The sequence below is a fragment of the Streptomyces sp. NPDC052721 genome (genome assembly GCF_040678315.1).
Taxonomy (GTDB): Bacteria; Actinomycetota; Actinomycetes; order Streptomycetales; family Streptomycetaceae; genus Streptomyces.
In genome coordinates, this window is record NZ_JBFATL010000003.1 from 310,582 (window position 1) to 327,094 (window position 16,513).

A 16,513-nucleotide genomic window follows, 5' to 3' on the forward strand; every position below is an offset into this window, starting at 1 on the left:
CTCGCTCACGGGGGGCACTCGGGACTCCGGTCGGGAAACGCGCCTCAATTCCGGGCGTCCACGGCGACGAAGAGCGCGCCGGCCCATGCCGCGTCCCGGTGGGAAACGAGCCGGAAGCCCAACTGGTCACCGCCGTCGCGCAGGGCCGAACCGAGATCGAACACATCCGAGTCGTAGCCGAGCGTGTTGGCGTAGGCCGGAACCCGCCGGGCCGGTTCGTCACCCGGTTCGCTGATCGTGGAGTTCAGTACGTCGTCCGCGGGATCGGCCGCGTCGCCCAGTGCGGCGGGCTCGCTCCGGCGCCCGGTGGCGAGCGTGAGCGAGTCGCCCGCGACGCCCCGGTCGCCGTCGTAGGCGACCAGGCCGACGTGTCCGCCCGCGCCGGCCGGCACGGGGCCGTCGCTCGGCCGGATGTCCACCGGGGAGTCGAGGGAGTCGAAGCCGTCCCAGAGGGACAGCTCCCGCAGCGGTTCCGCGGGGTTCTCGTACGCCACCACCAGGGTCCAGCCGCCCCACGCCCCGGCGGCCGACTGCCCCATGGCGGTGTTGACCTGGGCCACGGTGTACAGGCCGGAACCGCTGTCGCGGACCAGTTCGGTGACGTCCGCCGAGGCCTGGAAAGCGTCCGCGCCCTGCGCCACCCGGTGCCCCACGACCGTGTCGGCGAGGAGTTCCTTGTACTCGCCGCCGGGCTCGGCGATCAGCACGCGCCCGTTGTCCTGCGGCGGTTTCTGCTCGCCGACGCGCAGGTTGCCGCCCCAGTACAGCCGGGCGTAGGTCACCCGGCCGCCCGCGGGGACGCGGACCTCGGCGCGGGAGGAGTTGTAGGTGTTGGGGTCGTGGTCGACGTCGACGTAGAACATGTCGAAGTCGCCGTTCACCGCGGTCCGTCCGTCGCGGACGGCGCCGCAGTCGGGCGCCTCGGGGACGCGGCAGCTGATGGTGGCGTTGGCCGCGCGGACGAAGCCGCCGTGCTGGACCGCGTGGTAGCGCTGTTCGAAGGCCAGGCGCGGTGTCTCGGGGGAGGGCGGCGCGACCGGTCTGGCGGCGGCCGTGGCCGGAAGGGCGGCGAGAGCGACGGCGCCCGCCGTCGTACGCAGCAGCGGACGCAGGAACTTGCGCATGACTGGCGGAGCCTTTCGCATATGCCGGAGAGATCCGTAACTCTAGTGGATTTCCCGACTAATGCGGAGAAACCGGACAAGTGTGTCGATGTCATGGAGGTGATCTCGCGGGCGGGCGGTCCGGTTCACCCTCCCCGGATGGATTACGCACGGTGTGCGAGCGGTTGCAGCGTGCGAGCAAAGGTTCGAGGGTGAGCACAGGTCCCGACGTCCACCGAAAGGAACCCCCCATGCGTGTTCTCCCGACACGTCGTCTCGCGTCCACTGCCGCCTGCGCCGCGGTCCTCGTCGCCGTCACCGGCCCGGCAGCCCTCGCGGCCCACTCCGTGCAGGAACGTGAGCATGCCGCGTCCCAGGCTGCCGTCCCCGGAGCCGAGAAGCTGCTCGCCCAGGTCAGATCCCTCAGCGCCGCCGACCCGGTCCTCCACCCGGTCGTCGAACTGGTCGACCAGGCACTGAAGAAGGGCACGCTGCCCGCCGACCAGGCGAAGCGGCTCGGCGACGCGGCGAAGAAGGCCGTCGCCGAGGCCGCGGCGCACCCGGCCGCCCTGGCGATGCCGACGACGGCGCCCACGCAGCCCGCGGCCCCCACGGCATCCGGCAGCCCCACCGCAACCGCCACGTCCAGCGCGCTCCCCCACCCCACCGTGACGTCCAGCTCCTCCCTGCCCGCGGCCCCGGCTCGCGCGGCGGCGGCCGGCAGCGCCAAGCAGCCCACGGTCCGCGACCTCTCCGGCGACCTGCAGACGGTGGTTCAGTCGATCAGCAACCTGGTCAACGCCGTCACCACCAACCTGGGCCAGGTACTCCCCGCGGCCACCGGTCTGGTGACCGACCTCGTCGGCCTGATCACCGGGATCCTCGGCGGCGTCCTGCCCACGGCCTCTGTGTCCGCCTCCGCGTCCGCGTCCGCGTCCGCCCCGTCCCTGTCGACCGGGTGACGCCGCGGGATCTCATATGTCTTGTGGAGGCGGGGGTTTCCGGCCCGCCCGGACCTCGTTAGGCACGGCGTCGGACATCACCTGGTGACGTGAGTCACCGAAGAAAGGAACAAGATGAAGTCCCTCAAGGCCGCCGCCGTCGTCGCCGGTTCCCTGGCCCTCGCCGGCGCTGCCGCGCCCGCGTTCGCCTCCGGCGCCAACCTGACGCCGCAGAACCTCGACGGCACGCTCAACAAGCTCACCGGCGGTCCCGTCGCCACGCAGAACGTGCTGCCGGTCAAGGGTCAGTCGGTCGCGCTCGACACCGAGAAGAAGGACTCCCCGCTCGGCACCGTCAAGGGCGCCGCCTCCTCCCTCACCCAGAGCGGTGGCCTGCTCGGTGGTCTCCCCGTGCGCCACTGACGAGATCCTTCCCCCACGGGCCGGTACCGCATCCGCGGAACCGGCCCGTGGCGTGTCGCTACCTGATTCGCGGGACCGGCCCGTGGCGTGTCGGTACCTGATTCGCGGATCCGGCCCGTGGCGTGTCGGTATCTGATTCGCGGGACCGGCCCGTGGCGTGTCGGTATCTGATTCGCGGATCCGGCCCGTGGCGTGTCGGTATCTGATTCGCGGATCCGGCCCGTGGCGTGTCGATAGCCCATCCGCGGATCCGGCCCGTGGCGTGCTGGGGACGGGCCCCCGATCGTGTGAGAACGGGGACTGCTGGGCCCCCGCGGCGGGGTGGGGGCGCGAACGCACGCCGGCGCCCGCGCGCCGCGCGTCAGCGGACGACGACCCCTTCGGACGGTGACCCCAGGCGTCCTCTCCCGGTTAACGGTACGGACATGACGGAAACTGGACGAGGAGCGCGCGATGGTCGTCGGTGCCGACGGGGTGACGGTGGGCACGGAGCGGCGGATCACAGCGGGTACGGGCAGACCGTCGCGCAGAGAGGTGGCTCGTGGGCTGCTGGCCTGCGCCGTGGTCCTGACACCGGCACCGGTCGGCACCGCCTCGCGTCCCGCGCCCCCGGCACAGCACCCCGACCGCAGTCGCTTCGAGGAAACCTACCGCGGCCGCCGCATCGAGGGCGTCCCGGTGCCGGTCGCCGGCCGCGAGACGACCGACCGCGACTGGCGGATCACCGTCGACGGCAACCCGCTCCACCTGATGCGGCGGGCCGACGGCACCTGGCTGAGCATGGTCGACCACTACACGTCGTACCGGACGCCGCTGGAGGCCACCCGCGCGGCCGTCGACGAGCTCGCCCCCGGACTGCGGCTGCACGGCCCGGTCCCGGGCTCCCCCGGCGGGCAGCCGGCGGGGGGACATACCCACGGGGGAGGGCGGCATGGCGTACGTGCGTAAGGACGTCAGCACGCTCACCGCAAGCGAGCGGCGGCGGTTCGTCAACGCGCTGCTGGAACTCAAACGCCGCGGTGAGTACGAGGAGTTCGTGCGCATGCACATGGACTACTACACCCCCGACGGCGAGGACGGCCTGCGCACCGCCCACATGGCGCCGTCCTTCCTGCCCTGGCACCGCAGGTTCCTGCTGGAGCTGGAGCGGGCGCTGCGCCGCGTGGACTCGTCCGTGACCGTGCCGTACTGGGACTGGACCCGGGACCGTACGAAGACGTCCGTGCCCTGGACGAGCGACCTGCTCGGCGGCAACGGGCGAAGCTCCGACCGGCAGGTGATGACCGGACCGTTCGCCTACTCGGCGGGCCACTGGACCATCAAGGAGAACACCACCGACGCCAACTTCCTCACCCGGGACCTGGGCCGTTCCGCCGCCCCCATCGAGCTGCCCACCAGCGGAGACGTCAAGCGGGCGCTGGACGACCCCGTCTACGACGTGTCGCCCTGGGACTCGACCGCCACCAAGGGTTTCCGCAACAAGCTGGAAGGCTGGGGAGCCGGCACCGGCAGCGCCTCCTGGCGCAACCACAACCGGGTGCACCGCTGGGTGGGCGGTGCCATGCTCGGCAGCGCGTCCGTCAACGACCCGGTGTTCTGGCTGCATCACGCCTTCGTGGACCTGCTGTGGGACCGCTGGCAGCGTGCCCACCGCAACCACCGCTACCTGCCTGCCGACCCACCCGGTGCCGTCGACAAGCAGCACCGGCGGGTCGTGGCCCGCCACGAGCGGCTCCCACCGTGGGAGGAGACCCCGGACCAGCTGGAGGACCTGAGCCGGATCTACCGATACGGATGAGACGGGCCGAGGCGCCCGGCGAGACGCGCAGACGCCGGGCGACGCCGATCCCGTCGCCTGCGCCGGCGACGCGTACAACAGGCGCCAGCGGACCGGCGATTGCTCGGACTCGTCAAGGACGAGCGTCGACCGCGCGCCTTCACCGCGGTGGCCCCGGGCGCGGACAGCCCCGGGCGGGACACCGAGACGGCCGGGCGCCCGGCGAAGAACACCGCGCGGTGCCGCACCACCACCCGACGTCGGCGCGCGACGATCCCGCTCACACCTGACACCTGCCGGACCGTCACCTCGGCCGCGGCGACCGCCGTGGTCACCGCCGTGGTGACGACCACGGCGACGGTCCTTGATCGACGTCCCCCGGCTGGAACCCCGAAAAGGGCGGCTGAGCGAGGTCCACGCCACGACGCTACCGGTGGCTCGTCGGTGACGTTGCGACGCGCCCCGGCAGCCGGCCCGGGCGCCGTCTGGCCGGGATGCGGTCGGCCCTGGTCGTGAGCGCGTCGCACCGTCGCCGACACCGAGCACCGACCGCGACCACCGCCGACATCAGCGGTGAACCGACCGCCCCGTTGGACGGCGGATCAGCGACCCGCGCCGGCCACCGGAAACCTGCGCTTCCCGGATCCGGCCGTCGCTGCCGGAACGGCACACCGTATGCACCGCAACCACCCGCGGAAATCCGGCGACAGCCGGACGGCGCCGTGCCCTTCCGGTGATCACCGGGGGCGGTCCGGCGCTCTTCCACGTGCGCCTACGCTCACGATGACCAGCAAAAAGCCCTCCCGAGCGGGAGGGCGGTGCCTGGCGCCCCCGGCAGGACTCGAACCTGCGGCCAAGCGCCTAGAAGGCGCCCGGTGGGTCGCGTATCGCACCCTTCCTGACCTGCCCCTCTTCCCGTGCTCGGCGTCTCGTGGACCAGCCTTCGACACGCATTCGACTGGTGGCGGCCAAGTATCCGGTAGAGACCGGATCGAGGCATCAAGATCACAAAAAGCCTCTTTTACGAGGCTGACTTCCCCCCTCGTGGCGCGCACTGTAGCTGTAGCGAGGCTGGGCGTTGGTACCACAGTTGGTACTGCCTTACCGGACTGTCATGGACCACGCTGGGACTCAGATCGATCGGCAAGGCGGTACGCGTGGACACGACCACTCGGGCACCGACTCCGGCCCTCGAACACGAAATCCTGACGGAGCCACAGGGGTACGGGAGGTGTGATGGATAGTCACTGGGAGTGCAACGGCCCAGAACCGTCACCGATTGATCGGAATCTCATAGACGATCTCGCAGTGAGCGGCGGGCACCACGATGTCCGCCGTCTCCACGGGCCGCCCCTCGTCGCTGTAGTACGTCCGCCGGATGTGCGTGACGAGCGCGGCCTTCTGGATGCCCAGGAGTGACGCCTCCTCGGCGGTCGCCTGCCTCGGTTCGGGCTGCTCCACGGCGTGGCTGACGGCGATCCCGATCGCGGCCATGCGGTTCACGACACCCGCCCCGGCATGCGGGCCTCCCTCGGGGAGGACGATGATGGTGCCGGCGGTGAGGTCGTATGGCTCCCAGCTCGTGGACAACTGCACCGGCCTGCCGTTACCCAGGAACTCGTACGTCGTCCGGACGCACAGGTCACCCTCGGCGATGCCGAGTCGCGCCGCGATGTCCGCCGGAGCCGGCACCTTGGCCTCAGTCCGGCTCTCCCAATCCCCTTGCCTGCCCACGGCCTTCATGTCCGCCCGGAACGGCGACCCGTCGGGCCGCTCACGGGCGGACGAACGGACCACCCGTACCCGCTGCCGGGGCTCGGCGACGTACGTGCCCGAACCGGCGCGGCCCTCCAACACACCTTGGGAGATGAGCAACTCCTGCGCCCGGCGGACCACGTTCTCGCCGACCCCGTACTCCTGGCCGATCTGGGCGCGGGACGGCAGACGGTCCCCGGGCTCCCATACGTGTTCCGCGATCCGGCGCCGGAGCTCGTCGGCGATGCGGAGATAGGGCGGCTGCTCAGGCATATGGAAAATCTAGTCCACTAGCTCATCTAGTTAACTAGCTTTACTGAAAGTGATCGCCGGTTGACGGAGGCTGCCCTGTGCCCGCTTCGGGATCTCGCGTGGCGGCCATCGCCGCCCGGCTGTCCGCTGTCGGGCTTCCCACGCGTGTGGAGGAGTACGACCGCTACACGTCGGTCGAAGCGGAGATACCGGAAGCGCTCTCCGCTGACTTATGGCGGGAGGCCCTGGAAGTAGTGGCCGAGGCCGATCGGTTCGGCCTCCTCGCCACCAGCCTGAACGGCCGCACCCTCTGGGCGGTCGTACACAAAGCGGTCCCCGCGACGGGCGATGTCGGGGGACCGAGCCATCAGCGATAGGAGCTGAGCAGCGTGCTCAACCGTATCCGCCATGCCGTCTCGCTCACCAGAGCGCGGTACGCCCCCAAGGGCAGGCACCGCCGCCCCTTAACGACGTCCCGCTCGACGGTCGCCCCAGCCTGCCCGCCGTCCGCCGATGCGTCGAGGCGGCCACTGGGTCGGGTTTCCGACATCGCCAAGCACCGACTCCCGCTCGCGGGGGAGGACAACGCACTCGTCCGCCCCTACGTGCTGGCCTGGGAGCAACGAGTACGGCCACGGACGGTGGTCGTCGCCTCCCATCTGCCGGCTGAAGCCTGGTCGACCCTGGCGGGGGCCCGCTGATGACTCCACGCCAACAGCTCCGCATCACCGAAGCCTCTGCCGTCCCCTACCGGTCGACCACCTGCCGTATCGGCACACACCCGCTCTGCACGGAGTCTTCTCCCGTCTCCGCGCCGATCGACCTACCGGTTGTCTACGAGACGTGCGCGTGCCCGTGTCACTCGATCCCGGGCCACTCAAAGCCCAGGGAGGTGCAGCGGTGAGCGGCTGGGCACCGGGTGGCGCGCTGGTCTCCACGGTCGAGGTCACGGCGACCACCGTGCAGCGGGGCGACGTCATTCAACTGGGCGGCAGAGCGTGCCGGGTCATGGACCTATTCCAACTTCCCCAAGGGGCCAAACGGCTTCTCTTCGAGTCGGGCGAGCTGCTGACCATACACACGCGAACCCGGCTCGCCGTCGTTCGCGTGCAGAGAAGGCGGTGACCCGGCCCGTGCCTTCACGCCATCACGACATCGCCGACGATCTCCGGCGCCAGATCACAACCGGCGCAGTCAAACCGGGTGAACGCCTGCCGTCCGAGGCAGACCTCGCCGACCGATACAAGGTCAGTACGGCCACACTGCGAAGTGCGCTCGCAGTACTCCAGGGCGAAGGCCTTGTCGAGAAGATCCACGGGAAAGGCAACTTCGTCCGCCGCTGCCTCCGCAAGGTCGTGTACGTCGGGGGGTGGGGAACGCTGGATCCATGGACCGCCGCTGAAGCGGCCATGCGCGTAACTGTTCGCACCGCCACCGTGCAGGCAGACGGCCATCTGACGTCCTTGCTGAGGGTGCCGACGGGCAGCCCTCTCGCCGAGTTCTTCTGCATCAGCCAGATGGGACAGTCACCGAACGGTCTGGCCCGCATTTACATCCCGCGCGACCTGGCGCCGGCCGGGGTGCTGGGCGACGACTCCTCGTGGCGGGACACGGCCACGCGCTTCGCCGTCCTCGGCTCGGCACCGGCAACTGTCCGGGAGACGGTATGTGCTCGCCCACCGACATCGGACGAGGCATCCGCCCTCCGGATCGGCCCAACCGCGGCAGCCCTCGCGATTACACGGGTCGCGACCGACGCCACCGGTCGTGTCGTCGAGGCCGCGCTACTCGTGTTCCCAGGAGATCGCGTCGACGCGGTCTTCACCACCCACGACGTGACCAATGAGAAGGGAACCCAACTATGACGGCACCAAACGAACTGCGGCTCCTCCCGTGGTCGGGGCCGGAGGGCAAGCCCTGCTACTTGGACACCGACGACAAGGCCGGCTACATGTCCCGCCTGGCGGACAACATCGAAGCGGTGCAACTGGGGACGGCGGCCGAGTTGCTGGAGCATGCCTCCGCCACCCTCGACGACCAGGACGCCGGCCCGGAAGACTTGCAACGGCTGGCGAGGGAACTGACCAGGGCGTTGCGGGATGTTCTCCGCGTTGCAGTCAGCCGCGGTCACCTCCTGGCGGTGAGCGACCTTCATCGCTCCTGAGGACCGCTGACCAGCGGGACAGCAGATGCGGTGGGCTTCTGCCGTTGTCGGTCGGCGTCGACTGACAACGTCGGCCAAGGGACGGCCTGGACGACCCGCCGCGCTCTACTTTGCGCTGGCCGTAGCCTGTGGGCGACGAGGAGGGAGACATGGTGTTGGGGGTGCAAGGGGTCACGACGCCTGGTCGCCGGCGGCACGAGCTACCGCTAGCGGCTGCGACGCAGGCCAACCTACGGCCAGGCGCTCTGCGGGCCGCCGTGTACGCATGCCGTGGAGCATGCAGGGCACTCTGGGACGACCCTCATCGTCACCACGAACCAAACCTCACACCGGCAACTGGCTAGAACGCCCAGGCAGCCCAGTTCTGCCCTTGATGTCGCCGACGCCATCACGGTCGCGTTCCATCAGGGATTGCCCGTGCGGGCTCACCGTTCCACCACGACCAGTCCGCCGGCCTTCTCCCCCTCACTCTGAACTGGGCGACGGTGAGCACCGTGACTCGTAACCTGCTAGGCCGCCCTGAACCTCCCACGTGACGCGCTCGGCCCCTATAGGTTGCGAGGATGGACACTTACCTGGTCACGCTGCCCGTCGACTTCGATGAGGAACCCACCAAGGACTACCTCAGCGAACTCAACTCAGCTCTGGCCGACTATGACCCCAGGCAGAAGCACGGCGAGCTCTTCTGGACTCGCAATGCTGACACGGGTACTCACACGATCCGACTGGTCGTGGAAGCCGACGATAAGGTCTCAGCACAGCGGAAGGCCCTCAAGATCGCCAACGCGGCCCTCCTGGACACTGGCCACACCGTGGCATCGGCTCGGATCGATGACCGAACAATTGACGCCCAGCTCTGGACGGCATGACCTGGCACGGCCTCGACCTCTTCGTCCCGAAGCAACTTGGGTAAGGGCTCGGCCTGGGGCCGGTGTGCTCCTCACCTGCGCTGATAGTCCGCCGACGTCCGTGCTCGTCCGCCGTTGTCCGTCAACGTTGTCACGCAGTTAGACACTCACACAGTGGACGTCGCATGAGCTTCAGTCACCCGCGAACCATAGGTAAGTGCCTTGGGTGGCCGCGCACTCCTCCAGCATCGTTGCGAGGGCGTCCAGTGCAGCGAGCTGACGTTCATCGCCACATCTCTGCCTCAGACCGTGGATCTCCCGGAGGGCGGGCCGGTGGGTTCGTGCGCCTAGTGGTCGTCACCGGCCACTGTTGTGCAGCCTCGGACGGCCCAGAGACGCCCTTACTTCGGCGCTCTCGGCTGACGGCCGGCACTTTCGATGCGCTCCGTCGGCGCCTCAGCCGAGGACACTCAGCCACGATGGCGGGTGCGCTGACCGACCACGCACGCGTGTGCCTCGATTGCTGCGAGGCTTGAGCTGACGTCTACCACCGCCACGCGTTGTTGGTGTCCGTCGCTGTTGATGTCAGCCATGGATGTCAAGTGCCCCGCCGGTACGGCGACGGTAGACGGCAGGGTCGGTTCCGGGTGCCGGAGCCAGGGACAGGTCCAGGTAGCACGGGCGGTCGGGGTCGCCAAGTGGTCACTGGGCAGGGGAGCAGGAGAGCCCTAACATGCCGCGCCATGGGCATCGAGGCGAAACGCATCGCGCAGCTGGCTGACGAACTCAAGGTTGGGTTTTGCGGTCTCAGCCTGGCCATACTTCCGCTAGCTGACCCCCGTCAGCCGCTCATGGCCATCTACCGCGACCTGTACGGGCAAACCGCTGACTCACCGCTGGTCATCTACCGCAATGATGGTACGCCGCACTCTGCGGAGCGGCTGACGGACATCTTTGCCAAGGCCAGCTCAACTGCGGGTGCTGGACTCGGTGAGGACCTGCTGAACTTCGCTACGATGCATGGTGCAGCCCGCCTGGGTGATGCCATCCAGCGCGCGGGGCTGAGTGACAGGACAAGCCCGTTGCTTCAGTTCGTGCGCCACTTCCGCAACGCCTGTGCGCACGGCAATCGTTGGCACTTTCAGAACGCGGAACCGAGGCAGCCAGCAGAGTTGCGCGGCATTATCCTGACATCGGCGCTGCACGGCTCCAAGGCGGCCGGGGGCACTGTTGGTGCGGGCGACTACCTGGACATGCTCGACGACGTGGCGGCCCACTTCCGGGCCTGAGGCTCGTCAGTCCGTCTCGATGACAGCCAGGACAAGCCGCCTCTGTCACTTGCCATCCGCTTGCGTCATCGGCCCGCTGGCGCCGACTGGATGACGGGTCATCACGATGCGTTGGATCATGCCATTTCGCTACAGGCTGGTCATCGACTGATCGCGCGGTACCGTGATAGGTCGGTGACAGTGCGTGTGGAGGAGGGGGCAGGTGCAGCAGCCTGATGCCCGCAAGAAGACGATCAACCCCAGCGCGTACAACGCACTGGCCGACGCTCTCTGGTTGATCTACTGGAACAAAGATCCTTTTGAGCTGTACGTCCGCGGGATGCTGAAGGACCACAGCGAGCTCCTGCCGCAGCTCAACTTCCAGGCCACCAAGCGCGAAGTCTCCGGCCAGTTGGTCAAACTGCTGCGGGCCAATGAGACCCGGTACCTGGACGTGACCGTGGCGCTCATGCTCGACATCGCCGCCATGGACCGGTTTCCAAACCTCGAGCGACAGGTCGATGGTGACATCATGGTGGCCAAGGCCACGGCGGCCGTCGCGGAACTGCGGCGCTGGACTGGCAAGCAGCAGGACATCATCAAGGAACACGAGGAGCACGCGGCGGCCATAGCCGAGAGTGCGAAGAAGGACCAGGACGGCCGGGTCTTCGCCCAAGCTCATGACGATCTGAGGCAACGGTTCATCGTGATGCACGCGGCGACCGACAAGCACCAGCGGGGGACGGATTTCGAGGGCTTCATCAACGAGCTGTTCGCCCTGTACGACTTGGAGCCGCGGGCGGCCTACATCATGGAGTACGAGCAGATCGATGGCGCGTTCTCCTTCGACACTGACTACTACGTTCTTGAGGCTAAGTGGTGGAAGGAGCGCATCGGCCGACGGGAGCTGGACGTCTTCAAAACCAACATCGAGCGCAAGGGCAAGAACACCCTCGGCTTGTACGTCAGCATGAGCGGCTTCACCTCCGATGCCCTGGCGATCTACAGCCTTAGCACGCCGTTCATCACGATGGACGGCGGCGACTTCATGGCTGTGCTGGACCAACGCATCCGCCTGGACGACCTGATGTCTCACAAGAGGAAGCACGCCAGCCAGACTGGTCACTGCTATCTGCCCGTCTCCGAGATCTTCTCGAGGATGGAATAACCTAGTAGGAGAGGCGGAGAGCCAACAGCGGCTTTCCGGGATGGCATTGAGAGTCGGTCCGACGGGGGTACGGAGACGTGAGGTCGGTGGAGTCTCAATGGGTAAGGCAAGAGATTTCTCCTTGCCCTGGGTCTTGCCGGGGATCTTGGTGACCTGAGTTTTGCTGCTCAGAGACGGTGGGTCCATGCGCCTGGTGGTCGTCGTTGGTCGTCATTGGCCATTGTCGAGCGACCTCGGACGGCCCAGAGACGGCCAAGCCGCGGATCACATGAACGGCCTCAGTCGGCGGAGGAAGCCCGCCATGCGGGGTGATCCGTCCCTCTTCCATGTCCCACCACTCCATGGCTACGCCATAGCTGAGGAACATCTACACCTTGGCGAGCTCGGCGGCCGGCGGACCTCCGGCGCACGCGGCTGAAAGCGACCGAAACCGAGACGGACCGCCCAGCTAGGCCACGGACTTGTCTTCGGCCTGCTCCGCCGTGCCGATCACATGCTCCATAACTACTCGCGTGTACTCCCACAGGGCTGCCAGCAGGTCCGTGACGCCGAAGGCACGGCCATCGGGCAAGACGACTTGGACCTGAGCCGTGATGCTGTACCGCCCCTGGACAGACCTGATGCGGCCGTTGGTCCGATGCCGGAGCAGGACGGCGCCATCTTCAAAGGGAGCAACAACCACCTCAGTGTCGGGCGGCACGCTAGCGGCTGCCCCCTCTTCAGTTTCGAACTCGACTGATGGTGCGTGCTCGATGCTCTGCGGTGCCAGATCCGGCTTGACCTGTAGATGGTGCTTGGTGCTGTTGTCTAGGTCGCGCAGAACCAACAGCAGATCTTCATCCAGGGTGCCGCCGTGCTCGGGCCTCTGGAACGGCTGCACCTGCTCTAGAGCGTCGCGGCACCAGTCGGCCAAGCAAGTCAACGCCTTCTGCCGGCTCTTCCACTCCTTAGGCGTGCCGCTGATGGGGAACATGAGTGCTTTGAGCTGCTTCTCATCCGTCACACCAGACTGCCGCGCTATGGCCACGACCAGATTGTCGAGGGTGGGTCGGAGGTGGTTGACAGCTTCTCCGAAGCGGAAGCCCCAATCGGCGAGTGGCGGAGGGTGGAGGTACCTGGAGCTGTAGCTCCCAGCTGAGCCGATCTTCGGCGATGCTTGCTCGTACGCCATAAGCGTTGCTGCCGCCCCAAGCTTGCATGTCGGCTGACAACTCCGCTCCAAGCTGATGCGCTCGCGTCAGTCGGCTAATCTGGTCGGAGAAGTCCACTTTGCACCCTATTCTCGCTACTTGGCGCCACTTTACTGCCGCCTTTCGGTGGGATCCCTCAGTTTTGCGTACCACTGGCCGTAGACCTTCGGGCCCCTCCGATCACAGCAACGAGGCCTCAGCTTGGGATGCTGCGATCACGCGCGGCCGGTGCGGGCACTGACCTGGGCGAACGGCTGAGGTGAGGCATCATCGGGCTCGGTTGCTATCCCCGTGGTTCCCCGCTGTCCCCACTGGATTTGAGCGCTTGGGGTGCGGTCGAGCATCCCCGTCGAGACTTGATGTCGCCTGAACACGTAGACGAGGCACCCGTACGAGCTGGCAGGGGTCTGACATGCCCCACCGTTCCTGCAGCAGCGGTTGAGAGCGACAGCTCACTGCCGTGCCGCCAGCCGCTGGACCGCTCCAGGGAAGACTTCTGCCATTGGTGCTCGCTAGGTTGGCTACAGGTCTGGGACCCACGCGCGGGGCGTGCGACCCCATGCACTCTGCGTGCCGCAAGTCCCCGCCCTTCCTGCGACGACTCGCCTGACATGGCGTCATTCTTCACCTAGCCTGAGGTCTACAAGGCTGAGGGGGTCCCTTGCTTCACACTCGCATGACGCGTGCACGACTTTACGTCCTCGTGGACTCGTTCGAATCTGACGTACGGCAGATGATCCTGCGGTTCATTCTCGACCACATGAGTGAGACCGAAGCCCTGGGTGACAGCTACGTCCGGGCAGCTGAACGCCGTCACGCTGACGCCACTGACGACGAGCTCTCGATTGTCGAATACCTCGACATGCGTGAGGCGTACGACATTCTGAACCGCCATCGGGAAGCGCTCCCTGTGGAACTGGCCCGAGAATTGCGCCTCGGCACGCCACGGATGGACACCCTGGTGCCGATCCGCAACCGCGTTATGCACGGACGCCCACTACAAGCTGGTGACGCCGAGAAGGCGGTAAGTGCATGTCGAGAATTCAAGAGTCGATTCTGGCCAACAATGCGCGACACCTTGGACAGGTTGAGTGCTGAGCCGGAGTGGGAACCAGCGTTCAACGGCGCAGATCGACGATACTCTGATCGAATTCTTCACAACCTTCCGCCATTCGATTACGACGACACTGGCCTTATCGGAAGGTCTCAGGCGTGTAGCGTCATAGTGAAGCACCTTTTGAGGCGCCGCGAGCCAATGATCACCATTACGGGAGAAGGCGGTATCGGTAAGACAGCTCTCGCTTCTGACGTAGCCTATTCCCTCCTTGACAATCCGGATTCCCCTTATGAGTGCATTCTGTGGACGTCTTTGAAGACGGAGCGGCTAACGGCTAACGGAGTCGTCGAGATTGCAGGTGCGGTACGCGATATAACAGGTGCCACTCAGACCTTGGGTAAGGTGCTAGCAGACGATTTTAAGGGCGGTGCTGAAGAGCTGGCCGAAGCTCTCCAGGGTATTGAGACTCTACTCATCATCGACAACCTTGAAACCGTTAGTGGTAGCGAGATTGTAACGCTTTACGAAACCCTACCCGATAACGTCACGTACCTCATGACGAGCAGGATCGGCGTGGGGCAAATCGAGCGCCGCATCCCTCTTCCTCCGCTGGAGAAGAAAGACGCGCAGACGCTCTTCAGGTCGTTTGCCAGGGTGCGCGGAGGGCGGGCTGAATTCCTAGCAAGCCTGAAACAGGAAACCGTCGAGCAGATTGTCACTCGGCTACGCTTCAGCCCCTTGGCCATTCGATGGTATGTCCTTTCCGTTGAATCCGGGCGAGAGCCTCATCCCACTTTGACTGATCAGGATGAGTTGATCGACTTCTGTGTCCGGTCGGTCTTTGACGCCCTGAGTGAAACGCCAAGAGCCATCCTGTCCGTTCTCTATGCTCTCGATCGATCTTCGACATTTGATGAGCTGGCAGTCCTGACCGACTCCCCAATCGATTCCCTGAATCTAGCAGTCAAGGAGTTAAGTGCGGGTTCGCTGGTAAGTCAGAAGCCAGATCCCGATGACGAGTTGATTTCACGGGTTCAGATAACTGAAGCGGCTCAACACTTCCTGCGTCGAGTCGCGCCGCCGCCAAAAGCTGACATCAGTAGGACACTGCTGCGAGAGCAAGAATTCAAGCGCTCAGAGGAGCAACGTCGTGCGGACGAGAGTAAGCGCCAACTCGCCCCCAGCGTTGTGAGGGTTCGTTCGCCACATGACGAGCCCACAGCTCACCTGCTAAGGCTCGCTTTGGCGCAGTCGCGCGCGGGGTCAATCGACCGTGCTCAGAGTTATCTGACGCGTGCCCGGGCGCTGAATCCCGAGTTCTGGGAGGTGGATCGCGTGGAAGCCTTCATCCTCTCCCAAAACGACCAAATCGACCAGGCTAGCTCCCTTTACCGCTCGGCCTTGCGTAAGGCTGATGAGTCCGGTAAGGCTGTTATCTCCTATTACTTTGCGGGGCACCTTGCCGGCCGCGGCCACGACGTGGATGCCGCTCTACCTCTGGCCAAGTCAGCGCACGAGCACTTTCAAACTGCTGACACCGCACAGCTACTGGGTAAGATTAATCTGTGGGCCCGCAATTACGAAGAGTCCCAGGTGCACCTTGAATGGGCTCTAGAAAACATGACTGGTCGAGGAAGGCTTCGACTGATAATCCTCACCAGTCTCGTCGACTCTTGGCGCAGATGGTCTGAGTCGCTACTTGAAGATGATCGGCGGCCCATAGAAGCGGCTCATAAGGCGTCAGCAGGGTTCTCTCAAGGCATTAAGGAGTTGGACTCGGGGGCTTGGGATCAACGGCTAGCCGAAATGCTCCTTGAAAGCGCCAATGCTTTCCTGCGAGCGATTGGCGAACTCGGCTTGTTCCCGCCCGCCTTCGAAAATGATGCGGTCCGTATCCTGAAGGGGGTGAAGCGTCACGCTGTCCTTTTTGAGCGCTGCGCTGCATGGCGTCACTTCCCTGGGCGGGTCGGTAGGTTGTATCGCCTAGCGGGCATCAGTGAAGAAGTGTCGAGCCTTTGTGAGGACTTGGTTAATGTGGCCAAGCCAAAACCAGGCGGTAGCGACGCGTCACCCCGAGGGATCGTCAAGGCCTGGCGCGGGACTTACGGTTTCATCTCGCACCCAGACTATCCCAGCGATGTGTTCTTTCCAGGGGCGGCAGTCCAAGAAGGGCACGGCGTGAAATGGGACTCCCTTAACCCTGTTGGCGTGCACGTCGTTTTTGAAGTCGACGAACATGGGAAAGGGGACCGTCCACGCGCCAACTACGTATCCCCTATCTCCGTGGACGAGTAGTCGGGATGCGCGCTATTAAAGCGCAAGGTCGGTGGAGCGGCTTTGGGCTGGAGCTGCTTTGGCGCGAGTGATCATGGCCCCATAAGCTTGCGGCGCGTCGGGCAGTCTGTGGACCTGCCCGGTAAAGCACGACGTTGGGGCCATGATCTTCGAGGCTCGCGCCAAAGTGGCTGCCTAAGAGGTCGTTCTCTTTCCGAACCTCGTGTGCGGATTCCGCTGGTCAGACATGGGATTGCGGCTGTCGCGGAAGCCTCGACTCGTTGCTGATCGAG

The 16,513-nt window shown here is 65.9% G+C and carries 15 protein-coding genes; 12 read left to right on the forward strand and 3 right to left on the reverse strand.

Going from position 1 to position 16,513, the window contains the following annotated elements:
- Positions 1-44 precede the first annotated feature (44 nt).
- Positions 45-1,124: a DUF3344 domain-containing protein gene (locus tag AB0L21_RS05150; protein WP_365782310.1), complete on the reverse strand. Its 1,080-nt coding sequence runs from the start codon at positions 1,122-1,124 to the stop codon at positions 45-47.
- A gap of 230 nt (positions 1,125-1,354) precedes the next feature.
- On the opposite strand from AB0L21_RS05150, the gene AB0L21_RS05155 reads away from it, so the two are divergent.
- From AB0L21_RS05155 to AB0L21_RS05170, 4 genes are all read left to right on the forward strand, one after another.
- Entirely contained in the window at positions 1,355-2,065 is a 711-nt protein-coding gene (locus AB0L21_RS05155; protein WP_365699781.1) for a hypothetical protein, read from the forward strand.
- 114 nt (positions 2,066-2,179) lie between these two features.
- On the forward strand, positions 2,180-2,467 hold the full coding sequence (locus tag AB0L21_RS05160; protein ID WP_365699783.1) for a hypothetical protein: 288 nt from the start codon (positions 2,180-2,182) through the stop codon (positions 2,465-2,467).
- Between the two features lie 453 nt (positions 2,468-2,920).
- Entirely contained in the window at positions 2,921-3,415 is a 495-nt protein-coding gene (locus AB0L21_RS05165) for a tyrosinase family oxidase copper chaperone (protein ID WP_365782312.1), read from the forward strand.
- Positions 3,399-4,265, forward strand: coding sequence for a tyrosinase family protein (locus tag AB0L21_RS05170; RefSeq protein WP_365782314.1), 867 nt, complete (start codon positions 3,399-3,401; stop codon positions 4,263-4,265). Before AB0L21_RS05165 ends, AB0L21_RS05170 begins: the two co-directional genes overlap by 17 nt.
- 1,251 nt (positions 4,266-5,516) lie before the next feature.
- Here the strand turns inward: AB0L21_RS05170 and AB0L21_RS05175 are convergent.
- Entirely contained in the window at positions 5,517-6,272 is a 756-nt protein-coding gene (locus AB0L21_RS05175; RefSeq protein WP_365782316.1) for a GntR family transcriptional regulator, read from the reverse strand.
- A gap of 77 nt (positions 6,273-6,349) precedes the next feature.
- On the opposite strand from AB0L21_RS05175, the gene AB0L21_RS05180 reads away from it, so the two are divergent.
- The 7 genes from AB0L21_RS05180 to AB0L21_RS05210 all read left to right on the forward strand — a co-directional run bounded on the left by AB0L21_RS05180 (position 6,350) and on the right by AB0L21_RS05210 (position 11,699).
- Complete coding sequence (locus AB0L21_RS05180; protein WP_365782318.1) at positions 6,350-6,628, forward strand: hypothetical protein; 279 nt, start codon at positions 6,350-6,352, stop codon at positions 6,626-6,628.
- Positions 6,629-7,151: 523 nt separating this feature from the next.
- Positions 7,152-7,376 (forward strand): hypothetical protein, encoded by a 225-nt coding sequence (locus tag AB0L21_RS05185; protein WP_365782320.1) that lies wholly within the window; start codon positions 7,152-7,154, stop codon positions 7,374-7,376.
- Complete coding sequence (locus AB0L21_RS05190) at positions 7,373-8,116, forward strand: GntR family transcriptional regulator (RefSeq protein ID WP_365782322.1); 744 nt, start codon at positions 7,373-7,375, stop codon at positions 8,114-8,116. Before AB0L21_RS05185 ends, AB0L21_RS05190 begins: the two co-directional genes overlap by 4 nt.
- Positions 8,113-8,415 carry a hypothetical protein gene (locus AB0L21_RS05195; protein WP_365782324.1) on the forward strand — a complete coding sequence of 101 codons (303 nt, stop codon included), beginning with the start codon at positions 8,113-8,115 and terminating at the stop codon, positions 8,413-8,415. Before AB0L21_RS05190 ends, AB0L21_RS05195 begins: the two co-directional genes overlap by 4 nt.
- Positions 8,416-8,978: 563 nt before the next feature.
- A complete protein-coding gene (locus tag AB0L21_RS05200) occupies positions 8,979-9,284 on the forward strand; it encodes a hypothetical protein (RefSeq protein WP_365782326.1) in 306 nt (101 codons plus the stop codon).
- Positions 9,285-10,006: 722 nt separating this feature from the next.
- Complete coding sequence (locus tag AB0L21_RS05205; RefSeq protein WP_365782328.1) at positions 10,007-10,552, forward strand: hypothetical protein; 546 nt, start codon at positions 10,007-10,009, stop codon at positions 10,550-10,552.
- Between the two features lie 202 nt (positions 10,553-10,754).
- A complete protein-coding gene (locus tag AB0L21_RS05210) occupies positions 10,755-11,699 on the forward strand; it encodes a restriction endonuclease (protein ID WP_365782330.1) in 945 nt (314 codons plus the stop codon).
- A 448-nt stretch (positions 11,700-12,147) separates the two neighbouring features.
- Here AB0L21_RS05210 and AB0L21_RS05215 read toward each other — a convergent pair whose 3' ends face one another.
- The gene (locus tag AB0L21_RS05215) at positions 12,148-12,726 is read right to left on the reverse strand and encodes a hypothetical protein (protein ID WP_365782332.1); all 579 of its coding nucleotides are present in this window, start codon (positions 12,724-12,726) and stop codon (positions 12,148-12,150) included.
- 923 nt (positions 12,727-13,649) lie between these two features.
- Between AB0L21_RS05215 and AB0L21_RS05220 the strand changes: the two genes are divergently transcribed.
- Entirely contained in the window at positions 13,650-16,241 is a 2,592-nt protein-coding gene (locus tag AB0L21_RS05220; RefSeq protein WP_365782334.1) for an NB-ARC domain-containing protein, read from the forward strand.
- Positions 16,242-16,513: the final 272 nt, after the last annotated feature.

Coding starts and splice junctions, on each gene's coding strand:
- AB0L21_RS05150 (WP_365782310.1), bottom strand. CDS start 1,124: ATGCGCAAGTTCCTGCGTCCGCTGCTGCGTACGACGGCGGGCGCCGTC.
- AB0L21_RS05155 (WP_365699781.1), top strand. CDS start 1,355: ATGCGTGTTCTCCCGACACGTCGTCTCGCGTCCACTGCCGCCTGCGCC.
- AB0L21_RS05160 (WP_365699783.1), top strand. CDS start 2,180: ATGAAGTCCCTCAAGGCCGCCGCCGTCGTCGCCGGTTCCCTGGCCCTC.
- AB0L21_RS05165 (WP_365782312.1), top strand. CDS start 2,921: ATGGTCGTCGGTGCCGACGGGGTGACGGTGGGCACGGAGCGGCGGATC.
- AB0L21_RS05170 (WP_365782314.1), top strand. CDS start 3,399: ATGGCGTACGTGCGTAAGGACGTCAGCACGCTCACCGCAAGCGAGCGG.
- AB0L21_RS05175 (WP_365782316.1), bottom strand. CDS start 6,272: ATGCCTGAGCAGCCGCCCTATCTCCGCATCGCCGACGAGCTCCGGCGC.
- AB0L21_RS05195 (WP_365782324.1), top strand. CDS start 8,113: ATGACGGCACCAAACGAACTGCGGCTCCTCCCGTGGTCGGGGCCGGAG.
- AB0L21_RS05200 (WP_365782326.1), top strand. CDS start 8,979: ATGGACACTTACCTGGTCACGCTGCCCGTCGACTTCGATGAGGAACCC.
- AB0L21_RS05205 (WP_365782328.1), top strand. CDS start 10,007: ATGGGCATCGAGGCGAAACGCATCGCGCAGCTGGCTGACGAACTCAAG.
- AB0L21_RS05220 (WP_365782334.1), top strand. CDS start 13,650: ATGAGTGAGACCGAAGCCCTGGGTGACAGCTACGTCCGGGCAGCTGAA.